Below are 26,524 nucleotides of genomic sequence, written 5' to 3'. Positions count from 1 at the left end.
ATGTCATTTATTAAATATGGAAAATTGTCACTCTATCCATTTGAGTAATAAATGCTTTTAATCGCAATTGGTTCAAGTCTGCCTGTGAGTGGCCTTGATTCGCAACAGATTGTTGCACGCTCGCTTGGCGCGATTGAACGCTTTGCGCGGGTTGTGGCGGCATCGTCACTATATGAGAGCCCGGCATGGCCAGACCCGACAGACCCTCCCTTTATAAATGCAGTAGCACAAATCGAGAGCGATTTGGGGCCGGAAGCGCTTTTAGCGGCGCTTCATTCGGTTGAAGCCGGCTTTGGCCGTATCCGGGCTAGGAAAAATGGCCCGCGCACGCTCGATCTTGATTTATTGACCTATAATAATGAGCGCTTTGAAGGCGCGGATGGCGGCTTGGTCCTGCCGCATCCACGTATTGCTGATCGTGCTTTTGTTTTGGTGCCGCTCTTGGAGATCGTGCCGGACTGGATTGAACCGAATAGTGGGTTGCCGGCAAAAGACTTGCTCGCGGGGCTCAATACCGACGAGATACGGTTGATTTCTTAAATTTGGCGGATTATTCAAGGTTTTTTGCGGTGCAACGCTTGTCTCAGCGCGTAAGCGGGGATAAGGCAGAGGACTTGCCTCGGTCCATTGACCGGAGCCCGCGAAATCTATGCGATCTGGAGAAGTGAATGGCCCGCGTCACCGTTGAAGACTGCGTTGATAAAGTAACGAACCGTTTTGAACTGGTCCTGCTGGCGGCGCATCGCGCCCGTGTATTGGCATCCGGCACACCGCTTTTGGTCGAACGCGACAATGACAAAAATCCTGTTGTTGCGCTTCGCGAAATTGCTGAAAGCGAATTGCAGCCGGAAGAAGTCGAAGAAGATCTCGTTGTATCTCTCCAGAAACAGGTTGAGATGGATGAAGGTGATGAAACCGACGCAGCGCAAGAAAAAGCGGATGTGCCGGAATTCGATACGCTGACCGAAGACGAATATCTCAAAGCTATTCAGGCTTCTGGCATCACATCGCCGCAGACTTTGCCTAAAGGCTAAAGTTGCCGGGCCCCGAAGAATTACGATTGAGGGGCTAAGGGCTAATGTTTTCGGGCCGCTGGTTTTTGTAACTGCCCTCAATTTCCGCAGATACTGCCAACGGCCATTGTAACTTTGTGATGGCCGATGGGATATGGCGGATAAACAGACGGCCGGCGACACCAGCGAAAGCGCTCCTGTAGAACAGGAGCAGCCTAAAGCTGTGTCGCGCCAACCCATCGGTTTTATTCGTCAGTTTGAATTGGTTGATCGCGTCAAAGCGTATGATCCTGATGCAAACGAAGATCTTTTAAATCGCGCCTATGTTTATGCCATGAAGGCCCATGGCGGTCAGACGCGGGCATCTGGCGATCCGTATTTTTCTCACCCTTTGGCTGTGGCTGCAATTTTGACCGAGCTGCGTGCTGACCCTGCGACGGTGGCGACCGCCTTGCTCCATGATGTTGTCGAAGACACCGACTCGACAATTGAGGACATTCGAAAGCTGTTTGGTGATGAGATTGCGCAACTCGTTGATGGCGTCACCAAAGTTTCACAGATTGAGCTAAAACAAGAAGCTAGCAAACAAGCAGAGAATTTCCGCAAGCTCGTCATGGCCATGGCTGAGGATGTGCGTGTTCTTTTGGTGAAGCTTGCTGACCGGCTGCATAACATGCGTACGCTTCATTATATTCCAAAAGCGGAAAAGCGGCAGCGCATCGCCCGTGAGACCATGGACATTTATGCGCCGCTGGCGGGTCGGATTGGCGTTCAAAAAATACGCGAAGAATTGGAAGATATTTCCTTCCGTGAGCTTAGCGCGGACGCGCACGCGACCATCACCCAGCGTCTCGAAGATTTGCAGACCAATTCGCTTGGTGGCGTGTTGGAACTTGCAAATGTGTTACGAGAGAAACTCGCAGCAGCGGGCATTAAAGCCCAAGTCAGCAGTCGCGAGAAACGCCCATTTTCGATTTGGCGGAAGATGGCACAAAAAAATGTGTCCTTTGATGAGCTGGCCGATATTTATGCGTTCCGGGTAAAGGTCGAAGAACAGGCTGATTGCTATGCGGCGCTTGGGGTTATTCATTCTAATTGGCGGCTTATTCCCGAAGAGTTTGACGATTACATTTCCGCGCCGAAGCCAAATAATTACCGCTCAATTCATACGGCAGTGATTGGACCGCCGAGCGCGGAAGGGCGGCGGCAGCGCATCGAAATTCAAATCCGTACCTATGAAATGCACGAAACCGCTGAACGCGGTGTGGCCGCGCATTGGCAATATAAAGACCCCGGCGAAGGTGGCGGTGTAGAGATTGTGGCGCGTGGGCCATTTGACCCATATGAAACACCGCGACGCTTGGTTGAAATGTTCCAATCGGGCGAGGACCCGGATGAAGCATTGCAATATGCAAAGCTTGAATTGTTCCAAGACCAGATTTTCTGCTTCACGCCCAAGAGCCGCGTGATCGCCCTTTTGAAAGGCGCGACGCCGCTCGATTTTGCTTATGGCGTTCATACGGATGTGGGCGATCAATGTATCGGCGCAAAAATCAACGGGGTGCCACGACCACTCCGTACACCCCTCAATACCGGTGATGTTGTTGAAATTCTGCGGTCCGAAAATGCGCCAGTTCCCGCTGAATGGGAAAGCATTGCGGTTATGGGGCGAACCCGTAGCGCAATCCGTCGCCGCATTAAAAAGATGCAGTATGACGAGCATCTGGCCTTGGGGCGTTCAATCGCTGAAACGGTCTTCACTGGTGCCCATCTTGAATTTTCGCTCAAGGGTGTGCGCGAGGGCCTGAAGCGTTTGGGCAAAAAGACCGTTGAAGATGTCTTGGTGAGTATAGGTCGCGGTGATCTTGCGGTGGGGCAGGTGATAGAGGCGGTTTATCCCGGCGCTTCAAAAGAGAGTGAAAGCGAAATTCGGGCAGCGTCTTTACGATCGTTCCATCCGCGCGAAGCGATTACTGGTTTTACTCCTGGCTCGACGGTAAGCATAGCGCGGTGCTGTACGCCGCTGCCGGGTGAACGCATCGTCGGAATTAAAGGCACAGACGAAGACGGAAACGCGACGATCAAAGTTCATACGATCTATTGTGAAACATTAGCCGAAGAAGACCCACCCCAAGAGCGCTGGCTTGATCTACAATGGCTCAAGCGCGAAGCTGAGGCGACAGCCTTTGCGCGTTTCCGGGTAACAACGCGCAATGGGCTTGGCGTGTTGAGTGAAATTGCGGGCATTGTTGCCCGATATGGCGTTTCGATTGCGAATATTAGAATTCAAAACCGATCCAAGGAGTTTGTCGATTTTATCATGGACGTGGAAGTGAAAGACACACGACAATTTACCCAGATGCTTGCGGGCGTTCGCGCCTGTGTCAGCGTTATAGATGCGGACCGGATAGGAGCGGGTGATCATGAAGAACTTTGATGCACTAAAAGAATTTGAAGACGCTGGTGCGTTGATGAAGGGTCATTTTATTCTGTCGTCAGGGTTGCACAGTGACACCTATTTGAACAAATCCATTGTCTCGATGCATCCCGACCGCGCCGAACGGTTATGTCGTGCATTGGCCGAGAAAATTGCCGACCAAGTTAAGAATATCGACTATGTGATTTCTCCAGCGATGGGCGCGATTATTTATGGCTATGAAACGGCGCGCCATTTGAAAGCACCATTCATGTTTCTTGAGCGCGTTGATGGCGAATTCCAGCTGCGTCGTGGATTTTCGGTCGAAAAGGGTGCGCGCGTAGTGGTGGTTGAGGATATTGTTTCAACGGGCCTTTCCGCACGCGAAGCAATCACAGCTGTCACCAAAGCGGGCGGCGAAGTTTTGGCGTTGGGGTGTCTGGTTGATCGCTCGGCGGGTGCGGTGGATGTCGGTGCGCCAATATTGCCGCTGGTTGAGCTTAAAGTGGAAGCGTGGGAGCCGGATAACTTACCACCACACCTCGAGGGCACGCCAGCCATGAAGCCCGGTAGTCGCGGAGTTAGTCAGTGAGCCAATCGGGAGCGACAAAACCAATTCGCCTCGGTGTCAATATCGACCATGTGGCGACCATCAGAAATGCACGCGGCGGTCCGCACCCTGATCCAGTGCGCGCAGCATTACTGGTCGAAGCATCGGGTGCGGATGGTATTACGGCGCATTTGCGCGAGGATCGTCGTCACATTCGGGATGATGATATGCGCCGCCTCAAAGAAGAAATCGGACTTCCGCTAAATTTCGAAATGGCAGCAACCGCCGAGATGCTACAACTTTGTACGCAAGTTCAGCCGCACGGCTGTTGTATCGTGCCTGAAAACCGCAACGAACGCACCACCGAGGGTGGTCTTGATGTCGCTGGTCAACATAATTTTATCGCGCCATTTGTGCGTGAGCTGACGGATGCAGGTATTCGCACATCATTGTTTGTCGATCCCGAGCGCGAGCAAATAGAAGCGGCGAAATCGGCGGGGGCACCGGTAATCGAAATTCATACGGGCGCTTATTACGAAGCGACGGCAGAAACGACGAATTCGCGGATTATCGCCGAGTTAGAGAAAATTCGCGAGGCGGCAAAATTTGCTGATGAGCTGGGTTTAGAGGTCCACGCGGGTCATGGGCTGACATTCCTCAATGTTCAACCGGTCGCGGCCATTCCAGAAATTGTCGAGCTGAACATAGGGCATTTTTTGGTGGGGGAGGCAGTGTTCATGGGGCTTGACGCTGCTGTGCGTGAGATGAAAAAATTGATGCAGGATGTGCGCACGGGCGGACATTATTGAAAGGTGTCATTATGGCTGACGAGGTAACAATTATCGGCACGCCGGCGTCGCCGTTCGTGCGAAAAGTGCTGGCGCTTTTGGACCTTAAAAACGTTAGTTATAAAATTGATCCTGTCATTGCTTTCTATACGGATGAAGACTTTCTAAAAGTGAACCCGCTTCGCCGCATTCCCGTACTTCTTCATGATGGGAATACAATTATCGATAGCTCGGTTGTCGCCGCTTATATCGAAGAAGCGTTTCCGACCCCAAGTATGTTTCCTTCGGCACCCGGTGATCGCGCGACCGCGCGGTGGCTTGAGGAATTTTCAGATACCCGTATGGCCGATATTTTTCTCTGGAAATGTTTTGGTTCTGTCGTTCTCAAACCGGGACTTTGGAATGAAAAGCGTGACGTAAAAGCTTACCGTGAGGCATTGGCCGGGCCGGTTGTTGAAATCATGAATTATCTCGAGACCATAGCGCCCGACGATGGCTTTTTGTTCGGGGACATCGGATTGGGCGATATCTCGATCGCGGTTATTTTTTGGAATATGCAGGTCGCGCGGTGGAAGCCTGATCCTGAGCAATGGCCCAAAGCCGCTGCATGGATTGCCCGAACAGAGGCGCACCCGGCGCTTGCGCGGTCAACCGAATGGGCAACGGCGTTAATTAAGACGCCTGTTCCCGAACAACGTGATCTGGCCGCTGAAATCGGTGTCCCTGTTACGGACGAGACCTATCTGCGGGCTATGGAGCCTACGCGCGGCCCGATGAGCCTGTTTTAGGGCCAACCCTGAGGAAAAGACATGATTATTGGGATCGGCAACGACATCATTGATATTCGCCGGGTTGAAAAAACGCTTACCCGCCATGGCAAGCGGTTCACAGACCGGCTTTATACAGACGTCGAGAAAATCAAGTCAGACCGTCGCCACAATCGCGCTGCGTCGTACGCCAAGCGATTCGCCGCAAAAGAGGCGTGTTCCAAGGCGTTAGGCACTGGAATTTCGCGTGGGGTCTATTGGCGAGATATGGGGGTCGTGAACCTGCCTGGCGGTAAGCCGACCATGAAATTAACCGGCGGTGCTGCAAAAAGACTGGCGGAAATGACCCCCGAAGGCCATGAAGCATCCATTCATTTGACCATCACAGATGATTTTCCTAACGCCCAAGCCATTGTCATTATCGAGGCGCAGGTTAAATAGAGTAATCTTCCCTTGCGTAATGTCGGGGCAAAACGAGGTATCTGGCGTATGGCGACACCTGACAATGGCGGCGAAGCGGTTGTAAATCCTACCGCTTCTGAGGATGCAGTGATCGCCAAAACCCCAAGCAAGCCCGAGAAATCGTCAATGGAACAATCTCAGCCGCCCATGACTGCCGCTGAAGAAGCGTGGGATTTAGCAAAAACTGTGTTGGTGGCGGTGGCCATCGCACTGGTTTTGCGGATCGTGGTTTTCCAGCCGTTCAATATTCCGTCGGGGTCGATGAAGCCGAACCTTTTGGTGGGTGACTTTCTTGTGGTGTCTAAACCGACCTTTGGCTATTCGAAAGCGTCATTGGTTTATCCGTTGACACGGATGCCGATTGACGGGCGTATTTTTGCGGGTTCGCCAGAGCGCGGTGACATTGTCGTTTTCAAAAACAAAAAAGACGGCAACAAAGATTATATCAAGCGCGTAATCGGTATGCCGGGTGACCAGATCCAGATGCTGGGTGGGCACCTTTATATCAATGGTAGCGCCGTTCAAAAAGAATTCGTCGAAGTGGCCGAAGATGTGTGCGGTGGCGGCGACGCACCGACCTATAAAGAAACACTCGATAATGGCGTTTCATACCTCGTGCAGGAATGTTCGGGTGATGATGGTGAACTCGATACGACGGCGGTTTATCACGTCCCGGCTGGGCATTATTTCATGATGGGTGATAATCGTGATCAATCCCAAGATAGCCGCGTGGTCTCTGCGGTGGGTTACATTCCATTAGATGCTGTTGTTGGTCGTGCAGAGCGCTTCTTTTTCTCCGTAGACGGTGCAAAAACAAAATTCTGGGAAGTTTGGAAATGGCCATTCGCGATCCGCTATGGCCGTATCCTCGACAAGGTTGAATGAGCAATTCAGATTTCGCGGCGTTAGAAAAAACATTCGGATACACCTTTGCTGATCCGAGATTGTTAAAGCGTGCGCTGACCCATTCCAGCCTGTCTGGCGCTGGCACTTCAATTCGCGATCTCGAACGGCTCGAATTTCTCGGGGACCGGGTTTTGGGGCTATTGACCGCCGAGGAGCTATGGCGGAGCTATCCGGAATATAACGAGGGCGATTTGGCTCCGCGTCTCAATGCGCTCGTCCGCAAGGAAACCTGCGCGAAGGCCGCACTGTTTTTTGACGTTGATCAGTTTATTCTGATGTCTGAATGGGAAGATGGCGCGGGCGGCCGCCGCAAGAAAGCTATTTTGGGCGATGTGATGGAGGCCCTTTTGGGTGCGCTCTATATTGACGGCGGGCTTGATGCGGCGCGGAAGGTCTATGATCTTTTCTGGACCAAGAATATAGAGACCCTTTCGCGGCTTCACAAAGATCCAAAAACTGCGCTTCAAGAATGGAGCCAACAGAAAAAGCTCGGCACGCCTGTCTATTCTGTGCTCGAAGCCGAAGGACCAGCCCACGCACCGGCCTTTACGATCGAGGTCCGGGTCAAGGGTGCAAAACCCGCGAATGGCGAGGGGCGTTCAAAACGCGAAGCCCAAATGGCGGCCGCCCGCGCGTTCTTAAAACGCGAAGGCATGTGGTCGGGAAAAGAATGAATTTTTATAGCCGGTAATAGTAACAACACTGACGGCTTTTAGCAGGTATCAGAAATGACGGATAACGCAGAAACGAATTGCGCGATGATTGCGGTCATCGGCGCGCCAAATGCTGGTAAATCCACTTTAGTCAATGCGCTTGTTGGCGCGAAAATTTCAATCGTGACGCAAAAAGTACAAACCACGCGTGCGCGCGTGCGGGGCATAATTACCGAAGACAAATCGCAACTGGTGTTCATTGATACGCCGGGTATTTTTGCGCCGCGTCGTCGTCTTGATCGTGCCATGGTCGCCGCTGCATGGGACGGGCTTTCGGGCGCGGATCAAACCTTGCTGGTGATTGACGCGCCGATGTTTCTCGACGGAGAGTCCGAACGTGGACAGGCCGGAAAATCGCGCGCCGACGCAGAGCGGATCATTGATGGTCTGATCAAATCAGAGCGTAAAGCCGTTTTGGTCCTCAATAAAATTGATGATATCGCCCGGCCCAAGTTGTTGGCACTGGCGCAAAGCCTCAATGAAGCGGGTGTCTTTTCCGATGTCTTTATGATCTCGGCCAAAAATGGCGATGGCCTTAAAGACCTAAAAGCATTTCTGGTGAAATCTGCGCCAAGCGGGCCGTGGTTATACCCAGAAGATCAGCTCTCTGATATTTCTGACCGACTTATGGCCGCCGAGGTCACACGCGAGAAAGTATTTTTACGTCTGCACCAAGAGCTGCCCTATGACTCGACGGTTGAGACTGAAAGCTGGAAAGAAACAAAAAAAGGCATTCGCATCGACCAAACCATTTATGTGGCGCGCGATAGCCAAAAAGGTATCGTGCTTGGAAAAAACGGTCAGACCTTGAAAATCATCGGGCAGGCCGCCCGCGAAGAGCTCACCGAACAACTCGGCGTTCCGGTGCATTTATTCGTACACGTCAAAGTCCGCGAAGGCTGGTCAGAGGAGGCCGCGCGCCTACGCCAAATGGGTCTCGATGTGGTTGAGTAATAATCATGCTTTTCAAGGGCTAGGTAGTGGAATTCACTGACACAGGCATAATCCTCGACGCGCGGGCCCATGGAGAGACACACGCCATCGTGGACGTCTTCACCGAAGACCATGGCCGTTGGGCCGGGCTTGTTTATGGCGGGCAAGGGCGGCGAATGCGGCCATTGTTGCAACCGGGCAATGTGGTCAACGCCGATTGGAAGGGGCGCGGCGAAGACACGCTTGGGCATTTCACGCTAGAGATGGTTCATGCTCGTGCTGGCGAAGCGATGGGAGAGCGTTTATCGTTGGCGGCGCTATCAGCGGCTTGTGCTGTGGCACTAGCGACACTGCCCGAACGCGAAGCGCACGGGCGGGCCTATTCGGCGATGTCGGTGTTGATGGCGACGCTTGATGACATCGATGTTTGGCCAGCGCTTATGGCCCGGTGGGAGTTGGGTCTGTTGGCGGAACTTGGTTTCGGGCTGACGCTTGACCGATGCGCAGCGACTGGCGAGCGAGAAAACCTAATTTACGTGTCGCCGCGATCTGCCTGCGCAGTCAGCGAGGAAGCCGGTGAGCCGTATAAGGATAAACTTTTGCCGCTACCGGCGTTTTTACGGGGGGCGGCGACAACAGCGACGTTAACAGATGCCTTGGATGCACTTGCAACCACAGGGCATTTCATCGAGACGCGTATCTTACATGTGTCAAACAAACAACTACCCGAAGCGCGCCGCCGGGTCGTTGAGTTGTTGGAAGTTCATTCGGTTTGAAACTACCGCTAGCGGGACCGTCATTGCGGACTTGATCCGCAATCCATAATTACATCAACACCAACTCAGCATGGAGTGCACCCGCCGCTTTGACGGATTTCAAGATATCAATCAACTCACGTGGGCCAACACCAAGTGCGTTTAGGCCTTCGATCAGATCGGAAAGAGAAACATTCTCGTCAACTTCGGCGATCCGGCGTTCTGGGTTTTGATCTACAGTGATCGTCGTATCAGGTAGAACAATGGTTTCACCCTGGCGTGAGAAGGGGTTCGGTTGAGAGACAAATGGTGTCTCGCGCACGGTGATGGTCAAATTACCTTGGGTCACTGCGAATTTTGATATTTTTACATCGGCACCAAGAACAACCGTACCGGATTTCTGATCGATGACGATCCGCGCTTTTTGTTCTGGTGTGATGCTTAAATTCTCGATGCGGCCGATCATATGCACGGGACTAAGGCCCGTGTTGGCCATAGCAAGTTCAATCGTGCCGGGGTCTTTGAGTGTAGCGATTGGTTTTCCGCCAAATGCATTGTTGATTGCTGTTTCGACCCGTGTTGCCGTCGTAAAGTCAGGTGAGCGCAAAGCAAGCTGAAGCGTTTCCATTGAGCCAAAGTCAAAATCAATTTCGCGTTCGATCCGCGCCCCTTGGGGGATAGAACCGCTGGTCGGCGCACCAAAGGTAACCGATGCCCCTTCGCCTTCGGCGCTAAAGCCGCTCGCGAGGACGGGGCCTTGGGCCACAGCGTAAACTTGTCCGTCACCAGCATGAAGCGGTGTCATAATAAGTGTGCCGCCCAAAAGATTTTTTGCATCGCCAATCGCGGAAACGGTTATGTCAATTTGCGATCCGGCCCGCGCGAATGCCGGTAAAGTGCCTGTGACCACAACCGCCGCGACGTTGCGTGGACGAAAATCCTCGCCTTGTACGTTAATCCCCAGACGCTCCAGAAGACTCGACAACGCTTCTTCCGTGTAAGGAGAATTGCGCATACCGTCACCCGTTCCATCAAGGCCGACAACAAGGCCATATCCAACGAGATCGTTTCCGCGAACCCCTTCGATATTGATAATATCTTTAAGGCGGACTTCGGCGGCAGCATCAACGCACCACACAAAGCCCAAAAGAAAAGCCACGAAGAACAGTTTGAAATTTTGGATCATGTTTATCTTACGTAATTGACGAATGAGAGTTGTGAAATGCGTGATGTCACGAGATAGGAGGCTTCGAGTTGTGATTCTAATTGTTGCAGCATTGATGCCGCCTCATAGGGGTCGCGCGCGGTGCGTTCGTTATAGGTGGCACCGAGCGCAGTGGCTTCGGCTTCAAGGCGAGAAACAGCGGAGACCATACGTTCTTCAGCGGCACCAACGCGGGCGCGGACCTCAACCATGTCTTCGGATGCCGCGATCATTCCTGCGCCCGCTTTTGTCAGGGCGTCCTCACGGTCCGGCCACGCATCACTTTCGTCAGCGATCACGAGTGTCGAGAGACTGCGGAGCAAATCTTTGACCGGTTGCTCATTGGCTTTGGCGCTATATTCGACAAGCTCACCGTCGGAAATTTCCGTACGCGGTGCGTTGCCATCACCGCCAAGGTAAATGTTTGTTTCAAATCCGCCAGCGGGATCATTGAAATAGGTATCAAGCTGCGCTTCGCGTGTCGCTGCGTCAGGGGCGGCGGCGAAGATTGCGCGAATGTCTGTCAGTAATGTCTCTTTGTCGGCAAGGCCGAGTGTATTTGTAGCGTCACCAGAAAAAAGACTGCGGCCTTCGTATCTGGTGTTGAACGATGAAATGGCCGCATCAAGTTGAAGCTCGGCTTGGGTTGCGGCGATGCCGATGCTCTGTTCGTCGTTTCGGCCAATCGCGCTAAGTAGATTGGTGCCGGTGACTTCGACGCCTTCTGTTGAACGGCTGAGCGCAACCTGTGCGATTTGGGCGCGTCCAAGCGCGCGCTGGGCTGATGCGCCCATCAATTCAACATCGGAAATTGCTTTGCGAAGTAACTGAGCATCACCAACGCTGCCGCCAAGCTCTGCCGCGAGATCGGCGATCCGTCCAGTGACGACTTCAATGCGGGCTGTTTCGGCCTTTGCTTTGGTGTCTGCAATGGATGTGTTCAGGCGGCTATATTGAAGAAGCGAAGGAAAACCATATGAGTTCATGTTATAGCTCCATCAGTCGGCGCATCATTTGATCGATTGTCTCAAGCACCCGCGCATTGGCTGCATAGGCTTGTTCAATAACCAATAGATCTTGAAGTTCTCGGTCGGTATCAACACCGCTTTCGGCTTGTTCGGCCTCTACCAGGCTGGTTGCCAAGGTCGCGGCTGTGGTTTGTTTTGACGATGCATCAACGCGCGCTCCGGCGGCCAATGACGTCATATGCGAGAACGATTCAGCGGCGCTTAAATCGCCGGCCGTTTGTAGCGCGGCATGTTGAGGGCGAGAATCGGCGAGGGCGGATAGCAACGAACGAACAAAAGAGTCCGTACCGGCAGCTTGTTGAACAACTGCGCCAATGCCGTCGCGTATCCGTGACGCAGATCCACCCTGCGATGAATCAACGGCGGCATTTACGGCCAAACGCCCTGCAAGTCCGGTAAGATTAGCAACGTCAGTTGCCGCACCGGCATCAGTGAAGAGGCCGGGATCGCCAGGATTGAGGGTAGGGTCAACGGAAGGATCAGAAAGTCGGCCAGCAATATCGAACGCCAGCGCATCTAACGCCAATGCCATTTCCGGAACGGTCTCGTCACGGACATTAAATAGTCCGGCAATTGCGCCATCGCGAGGTGCCTGACCGCTTGTACCGCCCGGCGTGATATCTTGGCCGTCAACGCTAAGACCAGATAAGGACCCTGCACCGTTGTCATATGTTAGGTCTGCTGTGACAACAGGCGAGGCATTAAATTCGACAGTACGCGCCGAGCCAGCGAGCAGGAATGTACCTTCGGTGGTCATGAGGTCAACTTTGCCATATTCGCGCTGAATTTCGCGAACAGGGATATTCTCATTGACCTGATCAATTAGCTGTTGGCGCTGATCAAGAAGCGCATTCACATCTTTGCCGGTCGCCATGCCACGGCTGATTGAATCGTTCAGATCTTCGATGGTTTTTAGTGCATCATTGACCGTGTCCACGCGATTACTAATTTCGCGGTCCGCATCGGTACGAATTTGTTGATAACCTTCTGCGGTACGGTTCAATGCCCGGGCCAAATCCTGTGCGGACGTGACAACCTTTTGCTGAAGCGCCGCACTGTCAGGCGTTTCTGCGAGGTTTCGCAACGAGGTTTCAAAATTATTGTATTTCTGAAATAGGGAAGAGGGGTCTTCGACGCTGCCAAGAAGGTCGGAAACCCGTGTCATCGCACCAGCATTAGAGCTAAAATAGGCAAGCTCACCATCAACAATCCGACGTTCATAAGTGATCGCAGGATTACCCGCGCGCGATACACCAGCAACACCCACACCAGCACCTTCGCCGCCTGTGGTTTGTTCGGCCAAATGCACCGTACGCCGAGCATAACCCGGCGTAAGTGCGTTAGCGATGTTATTGGAGGTCACGCTTACGCGGCGCGACGCTGCCGTGAGGCCAGAACTTGCATTATAGAGCGCTTGGGAGATGGTCATACTGACGTTCCCTTCCTACTACTGGTTACTGTTACCGTATAATGTCTGTGGTCTCCTGCAGCATTTCATCAACAGTCTGAATGATTTTAGCGTTTGACGAATATGCACGCTGCGTTTGGATCAGGTCAGTGAGTTCCGATGCGATATCAGTGGTTGATTCAGCCAGTGAATAACCATTGGTGAAACCAGCAGGACCGTCGCCAGCATCCCAGAAATAGACGTCACCACTTGATGGCGTCACGACATATGAAGAGTTACCAACCGCATTTAGGCCGGCAAAATTCGGAACGTCAGCAACGGGAATTTGGTAAAGTGTGCGGCGGAAACCTGTGTCGTAAACAGCTTGCAAAAAGCCGCCTTCGTCAATTTCGAGGCTGCTCAAATTACCGATTTGCGATCCGTCTTTGGTCACGCTAAGCGGTGCAAAGTTAGCTGAAAGCTGCGTGAGCGGCGAAGGCTCGCCTGCGCTACCCACAAAAATCTCCATGGGTGCACCGGCTGTTGCGATACCGACGCGGCCTGTACCAGCATCATAAGTTGCGCCTGCACCCGCAGTCACCGATGCGATATTACCGCCGCCAGAAACACTGTCGTCAAAGGTCACGGTAAATGTCGCGATTGATACGGCTGGATCACCGGCGTCGTCATAAACATTGACGGTCCATTCGTTACTCGCGCCCGTCGCGGGTACCGTTGGTGAAAATTCAAAATTCAATGATTGTGACCGGCCAAGCGTGTCAAAATATTCAACGGGCAGGTCATAGACTGTACCCGCTGAACCCGCTTCGGTTTGTGTCGCTGGGAGGTTCACACCCAACTGGATGTTTTGTGTCGGGGAGGCCGCGTTTTGATTGAGGTTTACACGCACTGGCTCCAGACCGGCTGAGCTATCTCGTGGTGGTGCGCCGACGTCGCCGTTCACATCTGCGGGCCAACCCATCAGATAGAGACCGCTCAAGGTACGAAGGTATCCCTGATCGTCGGTGTTAAATGAACCGGTGGACGTTAACATCAACGACCGATCACCGTTATTTGCATTAACGCCGCCGAGATCAGTGACGGGCAACATGCCGCGACCGTCGATCGCAATGTCAGTTGAATTTGTTGTGCCGATCAATGGCCCTTGGGCGCTTGCATCGCGATACGTAACAGCGCGAACGCCGCCCGCGGAATAGTCACCCTTGGTCTGTGCAAGCACCATATCAGCAAAGAGCGTGTCGGCGCGCTTATAACCATAGGTTTGAGAGTTGGCGATATTATCGGAAATGGTGCCGAGTTTGACTGCGTTAACGGCGAGTCCCATCACACCTGCGTTTAGCGACGACGAAATGCCCATAAAAGAAGCTCCATTCCGGAATAAATTTTACTACTATCGTTAGTCATATCTCCGCTTGATTTAAGGAAGCCCTAATGAGAAGCGCTCTTTTTCAATTAATTTGGGTTCAGAAGAGTAATGGCAATGCGTCGGTTTTCTGCGGCGAGTGGGTTTTCGGAGAAAGGTTCTGTGTCGGCTTTGCCGGTAACCTGAACAATCTGTTGAACGGGAATGCCATTTTTTATCAACATGCGACGGGCGGCATGCGCACGGTCGGTCGATAATTCCCAGTTCGAATAATTTGCTGACCGTGAGAAAGCGCGTCCGTCAGTATGGCCAACGATTGCCATCTTATTACTGACGGTACCAAGAACCGGCCCAATCACAGACAGCAAATCGTGTAATAGTTGAGAGGGATTTGACGAACCGATATTGTAAAGAGACTCGCCGTCCACATCGACAAGTTCGATGACAAGTCCGTCGGGTGTCATGCGGGTTTGGATATGTTTCGCAAGACCATCTTCAGGTGTGTTAACAGATTGTGAATTGATCGCAGTCTCGATCATTGCCAATTCATTCGCACCCGCACCAAGTTCTGCGGCAACGCCAGTCCCGTCCGCCGGGCCTTCAACTGGTTCTTCGCCGCCTTCGATCGGGCGTTCTTGTGAATTGGGGTATTCTTCGCTTGCGCCAGCACCATCACGGGCGAGGTCACGCGATTCAAACACTGATGACCCATCAAGCGCGCCGCTGCCGCCGCCAGAAACCTTACTGATTGGGATTGAAGGGTTGAAATAGTCTGCAAGACCTTTGCGCTGGTCTTCGGTGGTGGCATTCAATAGCCACATCAATAGGAAGAACGCCATCATCGCCGTCACAAAGTCGGCATAAGCAACTTTCCACGCGCCACCATGGTGGCCGCCTCCGGCGATCACCTTTTTCTTCTTGATTATGATTGGCGCTACTGCTTTTGCCCCACCGGCCATCGATTTACCCAACACAACTTTCTGCACTTACAGAAAAGGGTTAGCGATAAATCCTTTATGCGCCTTTTATGCGTTTACTCTATTTATAGCTATTCATGTTTGATATGGACCCAAGACGGCACTTTTATATCTAAGGTAGAGTTTCATGGGCGAAGACAGCGCCAAGATTATTAAGCGTAAAATGGAATGTTCCGGTCGCGATAAAGGGCCGGTTGATTTGATTAAAGATTCCCCAACGCAAATTGGCGCTCAGGCCGTCGCGGCCTTTTCCGAATATTACGGAGAGAAATGCGAATCCGCAGAAGGTAAACCGGCTGAGTTTTGTCGTCTTGGTGACGCACTTTCAAAATATGGTTCTGAATCAGCAATTTATCATTTTCGTCAAAATGGCGAAGCCGAGTTCATTCTTATCTTTGACATCGACACATCGCTACGTGCTGCCGGGTGGTCGCTTTCAGGGTCGCGTGACCTTCCCGATCCGACGCCCGAAAATGTCAGCGCTATTGATCGGCGTCTCGCAAAAAAACTTGCGATTAGAACGGCTGAATGTTCATTCGAGAACGCAGATAAATGCGGGCTCTTAAAGGGCGGTATTGAATTATTGGCCAGTGGTGGCGATCCGCGGCGATTTGAATTTAATGACGATCAGCAAAAATCTATTTTGTTTTCGATTGATATACAGACCATCGAGGGTGAAGCCATCGGTTCCGTAACGATGATCGTCGCTGAGAAATCACTTATTGCGATGCGCCGTTATTATGAAACGACGCTTGTTTTGGCGGAACAAAAATGGACCCGCGATTTGGCCAAACTTGCCGCCACATCACCGATTGCGATGCGCGCTGTTCTGACCGAACAAATGATCGACATAAAGCGGTTGATGAACTTGCAGGCTGGTGAGGTGATTAACCTCAATGCGGCAACCATTGATGATGTTGCGATGTATCCGGCACTCAAAACGAAATCCAAGCTTGCGCTTAATGGTGCTCTTGGAAATCGTGAAGGTGCTCGGGCGCTTAAAGTTACCGACATTAAAATCTAAAATCACCCCTGAAAATGGGAGGATATGCTGGATTATTCGTCATTTGACCGGTGGCGGAGAGGGGTGCAAAGTCGCGGCTTCTGCAATTGATTCCTGAGGGGCCTTTTCATGACTTTCAGAACTCCAGCCGCCATTGCGGCTTTGACTGCGCTTACGCTTGGGGCCTGTGGCCAAAGCGATAATGGCGGCGCATCGACGACAACAACACCTAGCACCGAACAATCAACACCTGCTGCGACACCCGACCCAGCCGCGGAGGCGTCTGCCGTTCTAACACCCATTTTGGCACCGATTAACGAAGAGAATTTACGGGCGCGCATTGCGACGCTTTCTTCGGATGAATTTGCGGGGCGCGCGCCGGCGACCGAAGGCGGGATGAAAACTCGTGAATGGCTGGCGAATGAGATGAAAAGCATCGGCCTTAAGCCGGGCAATGGCGATAGCTATGAACAAAAAGTACCGCTTGTTGAGCTGACAGTAGACCCAACGCAATCGAACCTGACCATTGACGGCGAAGTCGTTGAATACGGGTCTGAGGCGGTTTATTGGACCAAGCGCGTCATGGAGGATGTTTCCTATACGGATAGTGATTTAGTTTTCGTTGGCTATGGCGTGGTCGCTCCGGAATATGACTGGAATGATTATGCAGATATCGACGTAGAGGGTAAAACCGTTGTTATTCTCGTCAACGATCCGGGATATGCGAGCGATGACCCGGAATTCTTCAAAGGCCGGTCCATGGCTTATTATGGTCGGTGGACATATAAATATGAAGAAGCCGCCCGCCAGGGTGCCGCGGCTGCGCTCATCGTGCATCAGACCGCACCGGCGGCCTATGGCTGGAATGTTGTTGAAGGCAGTTGGACTGGCGCTCAGCTCGATCTTGAACGGCCAGATGGCGGCGAGGGGCGCGTTGCGGTCGAAGGTTGGCTACAGGAAGATGTTGCTCGCGGGTTATTTGAAAAAGCCGATCTTGATTTCGATGACCTTACTGAGTCAGCCAAAGAACGCGGCTTTAAAGCTGTGGCGATGGGTGATCTTAAATCATCAGGCACGCTCAAAAACACTGTTCGCCGGAGCGAGTCTGCGAATGTTGCAGGTGTTATTCCGGGAACGGAAAACCCAGATGAATATGTGCTTTACATGGCGCATTGGGATCACCTTGGCCACAATGCGAGCGTGACCGAAGGCGATGCAATTTCTAATGGCGCTGTCGATAACGCAACGGGAACCGCCGGAATTCTTACGATTGCTGAATCTTTCATGAATACCGAAGAAAAACCAAAGCGCTCTTTGATGTTTGTTGCGGTTACGGCTGAAGAGTCCGGTCTTTTGGGTTCGGCCTATCTCGCCGAAGACCCTATTGTGCCGCTTGCCAACATTGTAGGCGGTATCAATATTGACGGCGTTCTGCCTTTACCGCCAGCGAATGATATCATCGTTGTTGGTTATGGTGCGTCAGAGCTTGAGGACCTCCTCAAGAAAGCCGCAGATAAGCGCGATATCTATTTGCGCCCAGATGCAGAGCCGGAAAAAGGCTATTTCTACCGCTCTGATCACATCTCGCTTGCGAAAAAAGGTGTGCCAATGCTGTATGCCGATAGTGGGATCGACCTGGTTGACGGTGGCGAAGAAGCGGGCCGTGCTATGGCCGACGATTATACCGTCAACCGTTATCACCAGCCGTCGGATGAGTATTCGCCTGACTGGAATTTGACCGGCATGACCCAGTCTATGACAATTTTTTCTGAGATTGGTGCAGACATGGCGTATACGGATGCTTGGCCAAACTGGTACGAAGGCAATGAGTTCCGTTCATTGCGCGACGCGCAACGCGGCCAGTAACCAAAAAAATCAACCGGCGATACGCAATCGCCGGTTGATCAATGTGGTTTCGTGACATTGCGTGATAGAAATTCGTGCTGAAACCCGCTTTCGGTGCGTAGTTATCCACCAATCCCTGTGCGCGTTTAATATGCGTATCAGTGAGTAATGGAGGATGTTTTAGTTGATGACACCGGGCCAATTTTCGTTAGCGAGCTTGATGAAACCGGGAATGTCTTTTTTCCAATCATCCTGTACTTTTTTGTTATAATTCAAATACAGCTTGTTATCGACGATTTTCCAGATTTTTGGATCACCCGGCGCGGTATAATTTTGCGAAACTGCCCACGCACAATAACCACCATATTGGGGCGCATACGCAGTCGGATCAGCGGTAAAAGTTTCCAGATTTTTGGCAGACGAAAAGCGCCATTCAGCGCCCTGATATTCGAAGGTAAATTCTTTGTCGCCTTTAGTAGGAGTGCCATCGGTGAAATAGGAAACAGCGTCATAACCACCAATAGCAAGGTTGGAAAATCGGCCTGTGTTGATCGGGTCTTTTGCGAAGGCGAAGCCTAACACCGCAGCCATAGCGGCGAAAAGTACAATGAGGTGGCGGAACATGTGGAAAATCCTTGTTGTTGTAACTAGCGATAGCTTAGGGCGGTGTCGGAACATCCACAAAACACTTTGCTTCACGACAGGGAGAGCGGAGATAGTAGCCAGCGGCTAGCGGTTTTGGCTGGAACAACAAAGCGATCATGTTAGCATATCCACAAGAACCAAGGGGATAGGAGATTTTCAATGGGCGTAAAGATGTTCGGTGTGACGAATTTGGGTAAGGCGATTGGTGTTGCCGTAAGTGCTGCGGCCTTTTCATTGTCGGCTTATGCGGCACCGGCGGATGATCTCGATGCGTTGTTTGATGATTATTGGTCAAATGAGATGGAGGAGTTTCCGTTTAACGCGACATATTCGGGTGTTAGCGGTTTTGAGCGCGATGTGCCGAGTGTGGCCCCAGCGGATCAAGCGCGTCGTCGGGCGGAAGCCGAGGCATTTCTTGCGCGGCTCAATGCTATTAATGTTAACGCGTTAGACCCGGACCAACAAGTCAGTGCACAGCTTTTAGCGTTTATTCTAAAACATGATGTTGCGCTTTCCGTGTTTGATAGTTGGCGCATACCATTTTTGGCGGACACTGGGTTTCATACGGATTTTGGTTATATCGTCGGATCAACAGCCTTTCGCACAGCGAAAGACTATGATGACTATTTAGCGCGGCTATCGGCGATGCCCGACTATATAGATCAGAATATAGAAAATATGCGCCAGGGATTACGCGACGGCTTTACGCAGCCTAAAGAAATATTGCCCTTTATTATTCCGTCTTTTGAGGGGCAGGTTAAAGACAATCCAGAAGATCATCCATTTTACGCGCCATTCACGCAGTTCCCGGCGAATATCTCTGCGTCCGAACAAAAAGCGCTAAGGGCCAAAGGGCGTGCAGTAGTTCAGTCGCAAATTATTCCGGCCTATCAAAAACTGCTTGATTTTATGACTGAAGAATATGTGCCCGGCGCGCGCGACAGTTTGGGCGCTTATGATTTACCAAATGGCGAGGCGTATTACGCTGCGTTGGTTCGTTACTATACGACGCTAGATGATGCGACACCTGAGAAGATTCACAAGCTCGGCCTTAAAGAAGTGGCACGCATTCGTAAAGAAATGGACGCGGTCATTAAACAGACAGGTTTCAAAGGATCGTTCAAAGAGTTTATCGAATTTCTTCGTACGGACGAACAATTTTACGCGAAAACCCCCGAGGCATTGCTAGAGCGCGCAGCATGGTTATCCAAAGACATTGATGGTCGGCTGCCTGCCTATTTCGGTAAACTTCCACGCCAACCTTATTCGGTTGAGCCAGTTCCCGAAGAAATTGCAGCAAACTATACGACGGGTCGTTATGTGGGCGCGCCTGCGGGGGGTGATCGTGGCGGTCAATATTGGGTAAATACCTACGCGCTTGATAAGCGGCCGCTCTATGCATTGCCCGCGTTGACGCTTCATGAAGCGGTGCCGGGGCATCATCTTCAAAGCGCATTGGCATTGGAGCTTGAAGATACGCCGGAATTCAGAAAACAGTTTTACCCGCATGCGTTTGGCGAGGGGTGGGGCCTTTATTCTGAAAAGCTTGGTGTCGAGATGGGAATTTATCAAACCCCATATGATGATTTCGGACGGCTTTCCTATGAGATGTGGCGGGCGTGCCGTTTGGTGATCGACACGGGCATTCATGCAAAAGGCTGGACCCGCGAACAGGCGATTGATTACCTTGCATCAAACACTGCGTTGTCGCTTCATAATGTTCAGACCGAGGTTGATCGGTATATTGCGTGGCCAGGTCAGGCATTAGCCTATAAAATGGGCGAGCTGACATTATGGGAATTGCGTGAGAAAGCCGAACAAGAGTTGGGTGATGATTTTGACATACGCGCATTTCATGACGCAGTCCTAAGCGGGGGCGGCCTGCCGCTTGAAATGCTCAGGGTACGAATAGATCAATTTATTGACGACGAAAAATAAGAGTAAGCTTGATGGACATGACGGTTGAGACGGAGCGGTTACGCCTCCGGGTTCATACACTTGATGATTTTCCAGCTATCCGTGACCTTTGGGGCAACCCAGAGGTGACGCGATTTATTGGCGGCACACCGAGAGGCGAGGAAGATAGTTGGCTGAAGTTTTTACGCATGGCGGGGCACTGGCATCTGAATGGATATGGGTTTTGGGCTGTCGAAGAACGTCAAAGTGGCCGCATAATCGGTGAATTGGGTTTTGCGGATTTCAAACGTAACATGACGCCAACCCCGTCGATCGTTCCGGAAATGGGGTGGGCATTTGACCCGGAATTTCAAGGCAAAGGCTATGCGATTGAAGCTGCGAAAGCGGCAATCGAATGGGGCGAAGCGAAGTGGCCGGGCGAGCGCATGTCGTGTATCATAACGGCTGAAAATAAGCCTTCTGTACGTCTTGCCGAAAAGATAGGTTTTATTCGTTCTGCGGCCACCGAATATCATGGCGACGAGGTTTTCTTGTTATTCCGCGAACCGAGCGCCTAGAATCAAAGCGTATTGATCGGCATTTTTAAATAGCTGACACCGTTGTCCTCGGGCGGCGGCATATCGCCGGCGCGCATGTTTATTTGCACCGACGGTACGATCAAGCGAGGCATCGACAGGGTTTTGTCGCGTGCTTCGCGCATTTCGACAAACTCGTCTTCGGATATCCCGGTTTTAACATGGAGGTTCTCTGCGCGCTCTTCTGCGACTGTGCTCTCCCACGCAAAGACGTCGCGCGTTGGTGATTTGTAATCGTGACACATGAAAAGCCGCGTTTGATCGGGGAGGGAAAAAATCTTTTGAATAGAACGATATAGCGTACGGGCATCGCCACCGGGAAAGTCGCACCGTGCGGTACCGTAATCGGGCATAAACAACGTGTCGCCAACAAAAGCAGCGTCACCAATAATAACCGTAGAACATGCGGGCGTGTGTCCCGGCGTGTGCATCACATAGGCATTGATATTACCGAGCTTGAATTTTTCGCCGTCGTCAAAAAGAACGCCAAATTGGCTACCGTCTCGGGCGAAACCTGCATCGGCATTAAAAACCTTTCCGAAAGTAGATTGAACATGATTGATCCGACTAGAAATGCCTGTTTTTCCGCCAAGTTTATGTTGCAGATATGGAGCGGCAGTTAGATGATCAGCATGAATATGGGTTTCGATTATCCACTCAAGGCTTAGGCTTTCGTTTTTTATATATTCAATAATCATGTCTGCTGAATTAGTTGTTGTCCGTCCTGAGGCAGAGTCAAAGTTTAAAACAGAATCTATGATCGCGCATTTTTTTGCGCTCGGGTCGATTACAATATGACTGGCAGTGAATGTCTCTTCGTCGAAAAAGGTTTTTACAACTGGATTCATTTCAATCTCCCACTTATTTTTTTGGTGCAAAAGCATTGCAAAGTGCATTCACTAACTGAGACAGGCGAGGGTCGGTAATCGAGTAATAAACGTTTTTTGACTCGCGGCGGGCACTGATTAACCCGGCATCACGAAGTCTGCCAAGGTCGCGTGATAGTAGCGGTTGCGGAACTTTGGTGTCGGATTCGATCTGGCTCACGTTTTTTTCGCCTTCAGTTAGCGCACACGCAATTAAGAGTCGGTTCGCATGCGATAAAGTCTTGAGCAATGCGGAAACGTCTTGCGCATGAACCTTGAGGTCCGCGATTTTCATCGGTTTTGACATCGAATTCCCTTCAACACTTGTCAATTAACATAAGTGATATATATTAAAAATCAAGACATCTATTTGGAGCGTTTACATGGAAAATTTTACACCAGTCTCGGCAGCTATCGGTGGCACATTAATTGGGCTGTCGGCGGTTCTTTTTATGTTGCTAAATGGCCGTATCGCCGGAATAAGCGGGTTGGTCGCTGGTGTTTTAACCCCAAGTGAAAAGGGTAATGATTTTTGGATCAGTGGTGCATTTGTGGTGGGGCTTTTTATTGCACCACTCATTGTAATGGTCACTTCTGATCGGCCACCAATAAACTTTCCGCAGCCTTTATGGATGGTCGTCGTTGGCGGATTTCTTGTTGGTATGGGTTCGCGCCTTGGTAGTGGATGCACGTCAGGTCACGGTGTTTGCGGTATCGCGCGTCTGTCTCGGCGTTCAATAATTGCGACACTGACCTTTATGATTAGCGCGGTCATCACGGTGTTTTTTGTACGTCACGTGATGGGAGGATAGAATGCGAATTTTCTCGTCATTATTAATCGGTGTTTTGTTTGGAATCGGGTTGACGATTTCGCAAATGATCAATCCAGAAAAAATTATAAACTTTCTCGATATTGCGGGAAACTGGGACCCCAGCTTGTTGGTGGTCATGGGGAGTGCGCTTTTGACCACAATGATTGGCTATAGATTGGCATTTCGCCGAAAAGACCCGGTGTTGGGTGGGGTGTTTCAAATCCCGACGAAGACCGCGATTGATCGCCCGTTGGTGATCGGTTCAGCGATTTTTGGCATTGGTTGGGGACTTGCTGGTTTTTGCCCCGGACCGGGGATCAGTGCGGCCTCTGTTGGCGGGGTAATGCCTTGGGCATTTATTGGTGCAATGACGCTGGGCATGTGGTCGCGGAGCTTCGTCAAGGCCTAGTCGCGAAGGTCCAAAACCGCTAGATAATTCCCAATTTAGTTGTCCTCTCCAAGGGTTTAATCATGTATGACGACAAGACGGCTGGTGCCGATCCGCGTTCCAATTTTGACCGACAGCTCATGGGAACAATTAATAATGCTGCGGATTGGTTAGCCAAACGACAAAAGCCAGAAGGCTATTGGGTCGGGCGTCTTGAATCCAATGCTTGTATGGAGGCGCAATGGATTCTCGCCCTGTGGTTCATGGGATTAGAAGATCATCATTTATGGCCGCGACTTGCCCAGAGCCTGCGTGAAACTCAGCGCGAAGATGGTTCTTGGGAAATTTATCACGGCGCACCAGCGGGCGATATCAACACCACAGTTGAAGCTTACGCTGCGCTTCGATGCATTGGTGAGCGAGCCAGCGACCCGCATATGGTCAAGGCGCGAGATTGGATTTTATCAAAGGGCGGGTTAAAGAACATTCGCGTGTTCACGCGCTATTGGCTGGCATTGATTGGTGAATGGCCGTGGGAAAAAACCCCAAACCTTCCTGCGGAGGTTATTCACTTTCCTAACTGGTTTGTATTTTCAATTTACAATTTCGCTCAATGGGCGCGCGCAACATTGATGCCGATTGCGGTGTTGTCGGCGCGTCGACCATCGCGCCCGTTACCAAATAATCGCCGATTGGATGAACTGTTTCCCGAGGGACGGAAGAGTTTTAGCTATGCCTATCCCGCAAAACCGGGATCGGGCTTTCTTGATAAATTCTTTCTGGGTGCAGATAAAATACTTCATTTGCTACAAAGTTTTGGTCAGACAGCGGGTATTGGTTTAGGGCGTAAGGGATCAGTTAAACGTAGCCTTGAATGGATAATTGAACACCAAGACGCGGATGGCGTTTGGGGCGGTATTCAGCCGCCTTGGATTTATTCTTTAATGGCGATTTACAACGAGGGCTACGCCCTTGACCATCCTGTCATGGCGAAAGGACTTGCGGCATTGGATGACCCGCGCTGGCGTGTTGATGTTGGTGATGCTACATGGATTCAAGCGTCAACTAGCCCGGTGTGGGATACAGTGCTGACGTTATTGGCATTTGATGATTGCGAGATAAACGAACGACAGAAAAACGAAGTCGAAAAGGCGCTTGACTGGCTGTTAAGCCAACAGGTTTTGCGTGATGGTGACTGGAAAGTGAAATGTCCAAAGCTCGAGCCCGGCGGGTGGGCGTTCGAGTATAAAAACTATTTCTATCCGGATACAGATGATACGGCTGTGGCATTGATTGTTCTTGCGCCCTTCCGGAACGACCCTGAATGGCGTGCACGCGGCATCGAAACGGCCATAGAAAAAGGCGTAAATTGGCTCATTGGCATGCAATGCAAAAATGGTGGCTGGGGCGCGTTTGACAAAGACAATGACAAAACAATTCTGACCAAAATCCCGTTTTGTGATTTTGGCGAAGCGCTTGACCCACCTTCGGTCGATGTGACAGCCCATATCGTCGAGGCTTTTGGAAAATTGGGTATCGGCAAAGAACACCCCTCCATGGTTCGTGCGCTTGAATATATAAAAGCCGAGCAGGAGGCCGATGGCGCATGGTTCGGGCGTTGGGGGGTCAATTATATCTATGGCACTGGTGCGGTTCTTCCGGCGTTAGAGGCCATCGGCGAAGATATGTCTCAGACCTATATCCGCAAAGCGTCGGATTGGTTGATCTTGCACCAGAACGCTGATGGCGGGTGGGGCGAAAGCTGTGCTTCCTATGTGGATGTTAAGCAGATGGGCAAAGGTGCATCGACGGCCTCGCAAACTGCATGGGCATTAATGGGATTGGCGGCCGTTGGTCGCGCAGAGGATGAACGCGCTGTCGCGGACGGAATTCAATTCCTAATCGAACGCCAGAGAGATGGCACATGGAATGAGCCTGAATATACCGGGACGGGTTTTCCCGGCTACGGCGTTGGCCAAACCATCAAGCTAAATGACCCGTTGTTGCAAGAGCGGCTAAAACAAGGGCCAGAATTGTCTCGTGCGTTTATGATCAACTATAATCTCTACCGTCATTATTTTCCGATGATGGCACTAGGGCGTATACGGAAAAAATATGCGCTTTGATTATTTATACGCGACAGCGGCACTTGCGGGGCCGCCGAGAGGAATGAGTTCGGTGCGAGTGAATCCGGCTTCTGTGCACCATTTCGTAAAGTCAGCTCCCGTATAATCAAAGCCATCACCAGTTTCGATCAGCATGTTCAACGACATCAATAGCCCAAAAACATTTTCACGTCGTGCGTCGTCGATTATATTCTCTATGGCGATAAAAGCACCGCCGGTCGGGAGAGCATGATAAGCCTTTTTGATGAGCATTTTTTTGACCTCGAGATTCCAATCGTGGAGGATGTTTCCCATGGTGATGACATCAGCATCGGGAAAATTCTCATTAAGGAAATCAATATCCCTGGTTTCGATTCGATCATTTAGGCCAGCATCGTCAATTCGTTTTTTTGCGATTTTGGTGACCGGCGGCAAATCTGTCGTTATGCATTTAATTTCAGGGTGACCCAGACAAACTGCGCGTGACAATGTTCCGGCAGAGCCGCCAATGTCACATAGAGTTTTAAATGATGAGAAATCAAATTTCTCAGCCAAGGCCATGACATTTCCGATCTGCACGCCGGTCATTGCATCAATGAACCCCTCTAAACGGGCCGGATCATTATAGAGTTCTTCGAAAAGAGGTTTATCAGAATGCTTCGACTCGTTCTGCGCCTTTCCGGTTTTCAATCCCTCTGTGAGATTTCCCCAAAACGGATAGAGGCGGGTATTTGCCATTTCGAGAAAGCCACCAACATAAGCGGGGCTTTGCTCGCTTAGAAAAAGTGCCGATTGCGGTGTATTTTGGTAAGTGGCCTCTGGGCCGTCGCCGTTGCGTTGAAGAAAATCAAGAGCCGCGAGCGTATCAAAAAAATCTGGGTTTGCGCGCGGGTGTAGTTCTAGTGCATCACAAAGTTCTGCCCCCGTCATAGGTTTTTCAGTTAGGACTGTAAAAATCCCTAATTCATTTGCCGAAAGCAAAACCTTGGATGGAAAAAAGGCCATTGCCGTCTGTAGAATATGTGCCGGATCTAAATCATTCATCGAAAATGCCTCCCCGTTCGGGCGATACTAACATCGCCCAT

At 51.2% G+C, this 26,524-nt stretch carries 27 protein-coding genes; 18 read left to right on the top strand and 9 right to left on the bottom strand.

Features of this window, described 5'->3' with window-relative positions:
* Positions 1–51: 51 nt before the first annotated feature.
* The 11 genes from folK to recO all read left to right on the top strand — a co-directional run bounded on the left by folK (position 52) and on the right by recO (position 9,324).
* The gene (folK, locus tag ABFZ84_RS13115; RefSeq protein WP_369314470.1) at positions 52–540 is read left to right on the top strand and encodes a 2-amino-4-hydroxy-6-hydroxymethyldihydropteridine diphosphokinase; all 489 of its coding nucleotides are present in this window, start codon (positions 52–54) and stop codon (positions 538–540) included.
* Between the two features lie 128 nt (positions 541–668).
* Positions 669–1,034, top strand: a complete 366-nt coding sequence (rpoZ, locus tag ABFZ84_RS13110) for a DNA-directed RNA polymerase subunit omega (protein WP_369314469.1) — start codon at positions 669–671, stop codon at positions 1,032–1,034.
* A gap of 133 nt (positions 1,035–1,167) precedes the next feature.
* Positions 1,168–3,450, top strand: a complete 2,283-nt coding sequence (locus tag ABFZ84_RS13105; protein ID WP_369314468.1) for a RelA/SpoT family protein — start codon at positions 1,168–1,170, stop codon at positions 3,448–3,450.
* A complete protein-coding gene (pyrE, locus tag ABFZ84_RS13100; RefSeq protein WP_369314467.1) occupies positions 3,437–4,021 on the top strand; it encodes an orotate phosphoribosyltransferase in 585 nt (194 codons plus the stop codon). Before ABFZ84_RS13105 ends, pyrE begins: the two co-directional genes overlap by 14 nt.
* Positions 4,018–4,788 (top strand): pyridoxine 5'-phosphate synthase, encoded by a 771-nt coding sequence (locus ABFZ84_RS13095; RefSeq protein WP_369314466.1) that lies wholly within the window; start codon positions 4,018–4,020, stop codon positions 4,786–4,788. Before pyrE ends, ABFZ84_RS13095 begins: the two co-directional genes overlap by 4 nt.
* A gap of 11 nt (positions 4,789–4,799) precedes the next feature.
* Positions 4,800–5,555: a glutathione S-transferase family protein gene (locus ABFZ84_RS13090; RefSeq protein ID WP_369314465.1), complete on the top strand. Its 756-nt coding sequence runs from the start codon at positions 4,800–4,802 to the stop codon at positions 5,553–5,555.
* Between the two features lie 21 nt (positions 5,556–5,576).
* The gene (acpS, locus tag ABFZ84_RS13085) at positions 5,577–5,975 is read left to right on the top strand and encodes a holo-ACP synthase (protein WP_369314464.1); all 399 of its coding nucleotides are present in this window, start codon (positions 5,577–5,579) and stop codon (positions 5,973–5,975) included.
* A gap of 48 nt (positions 5,976–6,023) precedes the next feature.
* Positions 6,024–6,881: a signal peptidase I gene (gene lepB / locus ABFZ84_RS13080; protein WP_369314463.1), complete on the top strand. Its 858-nt coding sequence runs from the start codon at positions 6,024–6,026 to the stop codon at positions 6,879–6,881.
* Positions 6,878–7,576: a ribonuclease III gene (rnc, locus tag ABFZ84_RS13075; protein WP_369314462.1), complete on the top strand. Its 699-nt coding sequence runs from the start codon at positions 6,878–6,880 to the stop codon at positions 7,574–7,576. The genes lepB and rnc overlap by 4 nt, the downstream gene beginning before the upstream one ends.
* Positions 7,577–7,630: 54 nt before the next feature.
* Positions 7,631–8,569, top strand: a complete 939-nt coding sequence (gene era, locus ABFZ84_RS13070; RefSeq protein WP_369314461.1) for a GTPase Era — start codon at positions 7,631–7,633, stop codon at positions 8,567–8,569.
* A gap of 26 nt (positions 8,570–8,595) precedes the next feature.
* Positions 8,596–9,324 carry a DNA repair protein RecO gene (gene recO, locus ABFZ84_RS13065; protein WP_369314460.1) on the top strand — a complete coding sequence of 243 codons (729 nt, stop codon included), beginning with the start codon at positions 8,596–8,598 and terminating at the stop codon, positions 9,322–9,324.
* A 49-nt stretch (positions 9,325–9,373) separates the two neighbouring features.
* Here recO and ABFZ84_RS13060 read toward each other — a convergent pair whose 3' ends face one another.
* From ABFZ84_RS13060 to ABFZ84_RS13040, 5 genes are all read right to left on the bottom strand, one after another.
* Positions 9,374–10,489, bottom strand: a complete 1,116-nt coding sequence (locus ABFZ84_RS13060) for a flagellar basal body P-ring protein FlgI (RefSeq protein WP_369314459.1) — start codon at positions 10,487–10,489, stop codon at positions 9,374–9,376.
* A gap of 2 nt (positions 10,490–10,491) precedes the next feature.
* The gene (locus tag ABFZ84_RS13055) at positions 10,492–11,493 is read right to left on the bottom strand and encodes a flagellin (protein WP_369314458.1); all 1,002 of its coding nucleotides are present in this window, start codon (positions 11,491–11,493) and stop codon (positions 10,492–10,494) included.
* A 1-nt stretch (position 11,494) separates the two neighbouring features.
* Entirely contained in the window at positions 11,495–12,964 is a 1,470-nt protein-coding gene (gene flgK / locus ABFZ84_RS13050; RefSeq protein ID WP_369314457.1) for a flagellar hook-associated protein FlgK, read from the bottom strand.
* Between the two features lie 31 nt (positions 12,965–12,995).
* Positions 12,996–14,300 carry a flagellar hook protein FlgE gene (locus ABFZ84_RS13045; protein WP_369314456.1) on the bottom strand — a complete coding sequence of 435 codons (1,305 nt, stop codon included), beginning with the start codon at positions 14,298–14,300 and terminating at the stop codon, positions 12,996–12,998.
* A gap of 95 nt (positions 14,301–14,395) precedes the next feature.
* Positions 14,396–15,280: a flagellar motor protein MotB gene (locus tag ABFZ84_RS13040; protein WP_369314455.1), complete on the bottom strand. Its 885-nt coding sequence runs from the start codon at positions 15,278–15,280 to the stop codon at positions 14,396–14,398.
* Positions 15,281–15,410: 130 nt separating this feature from the next.
* Between ABFZ84_RS13040 and ABFZ84_RS13035 the strand changes: the two genes are divergently transcribed.
* The gene (locus ABFZ84_RS13035) at positions 15,411–16,307 is read left to right on the top strand and encodes a FliM/FliN family flagellar motor switch protein (RefSeq protein ID WP_369314454.1); all 897 of its coding nucleotides are present in this window, start codon (positions 15,411–15,413) and stop codon (positions 16,305–16,307) included.
* Between the two features lie 108 nt (positions 16,308–16,415).
* Positions 16,416–18,152, top strand: coding sequence for a M28 family metallopeptidase (locus tag ABFZ84_RS13030; RefSeq protein WP_369314453.1), 1,737 nt, complete (start codon positions 16,416–16,418; stop codon positions 18,150–18,152).
* A 159-nt stretch (positions 18,153–18,311) separates the two neighbouring features.
* Here ABFZ84_RS13030 and ABFZ84_RS13025 read toward each other — a convergent pair whose 3' ends face one another.
* On the bottom strand, positions 18,312–18,755 hold the full coding sequence (locus tag ABFZ84_RS13025; RefSeq protein WP_369314452.1) for a YHS domain-containing (seleno)protein: 444 nt from the start codon (positions 18,753–18,755) through the stop codon (positions 18,312–18,314).
* A 180-nt stretch (positions 18,756–18,935) separates the two neighbouring features.
* Here ABFZ84_RS13025 and ABFZ84_RS13020 point away from each other — a divergent pair, with 180 nt between their 5' ends.
* Positions 18,936–20,714 carry a DUF885 domain-containing protein gene (locus ABFZ84_RS13020; protein WP_369314451.1) on the top strand — a complete coding sequence of 593 codons (1,779 nt, stop codon included), beginning with the start codon at positions 18,936–18,938 and terminating at the stop codon, positions 20,712–20,714.
* A gap of 11 nt (positions 20,715–20,725) precedes the next feature.
* Positions 20,726–21,250: a GNAT family N-acetyltransferase gene (locus ABFZ84_RS13015; RefSeq protein WP_369314450.1), complete on the top strand. Its 525-nt coding sequence runs from the start codon at positions 20,726–20,728 to the stop codon at positions 21,248–21,250.
* 2 nt (positions 21,251–21,252) lie between these two features.
* Here ABFZ84_RS13015 and ABFZ84_RS13010 read toward each other — a convergent pair whose 3' ends face one another.
* Together ABFZ84_RS13010 and ABFZ84_RS13005 are read right to left on the bottom strand one after the other, a co-directional pair.
* Positions 21,253–22,116, bottom strand: coding sequence for an MBL fold metallo-hydrolase (locus tag ABFZ84_RS13010; protein ID WP_369314449.1), 864 nt, complete (start codon positions 22,114–22,116; stop codon positions 21,253–21,255).
* A gap of 13 nt (positions 22,117–22,129) precedes the next feature.
* Positions 22,130–22,441 carry an ArsR/SmtB family transcription factor gene (locus tag ABFZ84_RS13005; RefSeq protein WP_369314448.1) on the bottom strand — a complete coding sequence of 104 codons (312 nt, stop codon included), beginning with the start codon at positions 22,439–22,441 and terminating at the stop codon, positions 22,130–22,132.
* A gap of 76 nt (positions 22,442–22,517) precedes the next feature.
* On the opposite strand from ABFZ84_RS13005, the gene ABFZ84_RS13000 reads away from it, so the two are divergent.
* The 3 genes from ABFZ84_RS13000 (at position 22,518) to shc (ending at position 25,460) form a co-directional block, all read left to right on the top strand.
* Positions 22,518–22,946 (top strand): YeeE/YedE family protein, encoded by a 429-nt coding sequence (locus ABFZ84_RS13000; RefSeq protein WP_369314447.1) that lies wholly within the window; start codon positions 22,518–22,520, stop codon positions 22,944–22,946.
* Between the two features lies 1 nt (position 22,947).
* Entirely contained in the window at positions 22,948–23,355 is a 408-nt protein-coding gene (locus ABFZ84_RS12995) for a DUF6691 family protein (RefSeq protein WP_369314446.1), read from the top strand.
* Between the two features lie 62 nt (positions 23,356–23,417).
* Positions 23,418–25,460: a squalene--hopene cyclase gene (gene shc / locus ABFZ84_RS12990; RefSeq protein ID WP_407067092.1), complete on the top strand. Its 2,043-nt coding sequence runs from the start codon at positions 23,418–23,420 to the stop codon at positions 25,458–25,460.
* Here the strand turns inward: shc and ABFZ84_RS12985 are convergent, their stop codons facing one another.
* The gene (locus ABFZ84_RS12985) at positions 25,461–26,483 is read right to left on the bottom strand and encodes a methyltransferase (protein WP_369314445.1); all 1,023 of its coding nucleotides are present in this window, start codon (positions 26,481–26,483) and stop codon (positions 25,461–25,463) included.
* Between the last annotated feature and the right edge of the window lie 41 nt (positions 26,484–26,524).

This window comes from Hyphococcus lacteus (assembly GCF_041058985.1).
GTDB classification, from domain to species: domain Bacteria; phylum Pseudomonadota; class Alphaproteobacteria; order Caulobacterales; family Parvularculaceae; genus Hyphococcus; species Hyphococcus lacteus.
Note: the sequence above shows the minus strand (reverse complement) of the source record. Positions and strands in the feature narration are given on the sequence as shown.

Bases quoted from the DNA above. Each gene is read 5' to 3' on its own strand.
- ABFZ84_RS13010 (WP_369314449.1), bottom strand. From the start codon at position 22,116: ATGAATCCAGTTGTAAAAACCTTTTTCGACGAAGAGACATTCACTGCC.
- ABFZ84_RS13090 (WP_369314465.1), top strand. From the start codon at position 4,800: ATGGCTGACGAGGTAACAATTATCGGCACGCCGGCGTCGCCGTTCGTG.
- acpS (WP_369314464.1), top strand. From the start codon at position 5,577: ATGATTATTGGGATCGGCAACGACATCATTGATATTCGCCGGGTTGAA.
- ABFZ84_RS13030 (WP_369314453.1), top strand. From the start codon at position 16,416: ATGACTTTCAGAACTCCAGCCGCCATTGCGGCTTTGACTGCGCTTACG.
- ABFZ84_RS12985 (WP_369314445.1), bottom strand. From the start codon at position 26,483: ATGAATGATTTAGATCCGGCACATATTCTACAGACGGCAATGGCCTTT.
- ABFZ84_RS13035 (WP_369314454.1), top strand. From the start codon at position 15,411: ATGGGCGAAGACAGCGCCAAGATTATTAAGCGTAAAATGGAATGTTCC.
- ABFZ84_RS13015 (WP_369314450.1), top strand. From the start codon at position 20,726: ATGGACATGACGGTTGAGACGGAGCGGTTACGCCTCCGGGTTCATACA.
- era (WP_369314461.1), top strand. From the start codon at position 7,631: ATGACGGATAACGCAGAAACGAATTGCGCGATGATTGCGGTCATCGGC.
- ABFZ84_RS13020 (WP_369314451.1), top strand. From the start codon at position 18,936: ATGGGCGTAAAGATGTTCGGTGTGACGAATTTGGGTAAGGCGATTGGT.
- flgK (WP_369314457.1), bottom strand. From the start codon at position 12,964: ATGACCATCTCCCAAGCGCTCTATAATGCAAGTTCTGGCCTCACGGCA.
- rpoZ (WP_369314469.1), top strand. From the start codon at position 669: ATGGCCCGCGTCACCGTTGAAGACTGCGTTGATAAAGTAACGAACCGT.
- ABFZ84_RS13045 (WP_369314456.1), bottom strand. From the start codon at position 14,300: ATGGGCATTTCGTCGTCGCTAAACGCAGGTGTGATGGGACTCGCCGTT.
- ABFZ84_RS12995 (WP_369314446.1), top strand. From the start codon at position 22,948: ATGCGAATTTTCTCGTCATTATTAATCGGTGTTTTGTTTGGAATCGGG.
- ABFZ84_RS13000 (WP_369314447.1), top strand. From the start codon at position 22,518: ATGGAAAATTTTACACCAGTCTCGGCAGCTATCGGTGGCACATTAATT.
- ABFZ84_RS13055 (WP_369314458.1), bottom strand. From the start codon at position 11,493: ATGAACTCATATGGTTTTCCTTCGCTTCTTCAATATAGCCGCCTGAAC.
- ABFZ84_RS13005 (WP_369314448.1), bottom strand. From the start codon at position 22,441: ATGTCAAAACCGATGAAAATCGCGGACCTCAAGGTTCATGCGCAAGAC.
- ABFZ84_RS13060 (WP_369314459.1), bottom strand. From the start codon at position 10,489: ATGATCCAAAATTTCAAACTGTTCTTCGTGGCTTTTCTTTTGGGCTTT.
- rnc (WP_369314462.1), top strand. From the start codon at position 6,878: ATGAGCAATTCAGATTTCGCGGCGTTAGAAAAAACATTCGGATACACC.
- pyrE (WP_369314467.1), top strand. From the start codon at position 3,437: ATGAAGAACTTTGATGCACTAAAAGAATTTGAAGACGCTGGTGCGTTG.
- ABFZ84_RS13025 (WP_369314452.1), bottom strand. From the start codon at position 18,755: ATGTTCCGCCACCTCATTGTACTTTTCGCCGCTATGGCTGCGGTGTTA.
- ABFZ84_RS13105 (WP_369314468.1), top strand. From the start codon at position 1,168: ATGGCGGATAAACAGACGGCCGGCGACACCAGCGAAAGCGCTCCTGTA.
- shc (WP_407067092.1), top strand. From the start codon at position 23,418: ATGTATGACGACAAGACGGCTGGTGCCGATCCGCGTTCCAATTTTGAC.
- lepB (WP_369314463.1), top strand. From the start codon at position 6,024: ATGGCGACACCTGACAATGGCGGCGAAGCGGTTGTAAATCCTACCGCT.
- folK (WP_369314470.1), top strand. From the start codon at position 52: ATGCTTTTAATCGCAATTGGTTCAAGTCTGCCTGTGAGTGGCCTTGAT.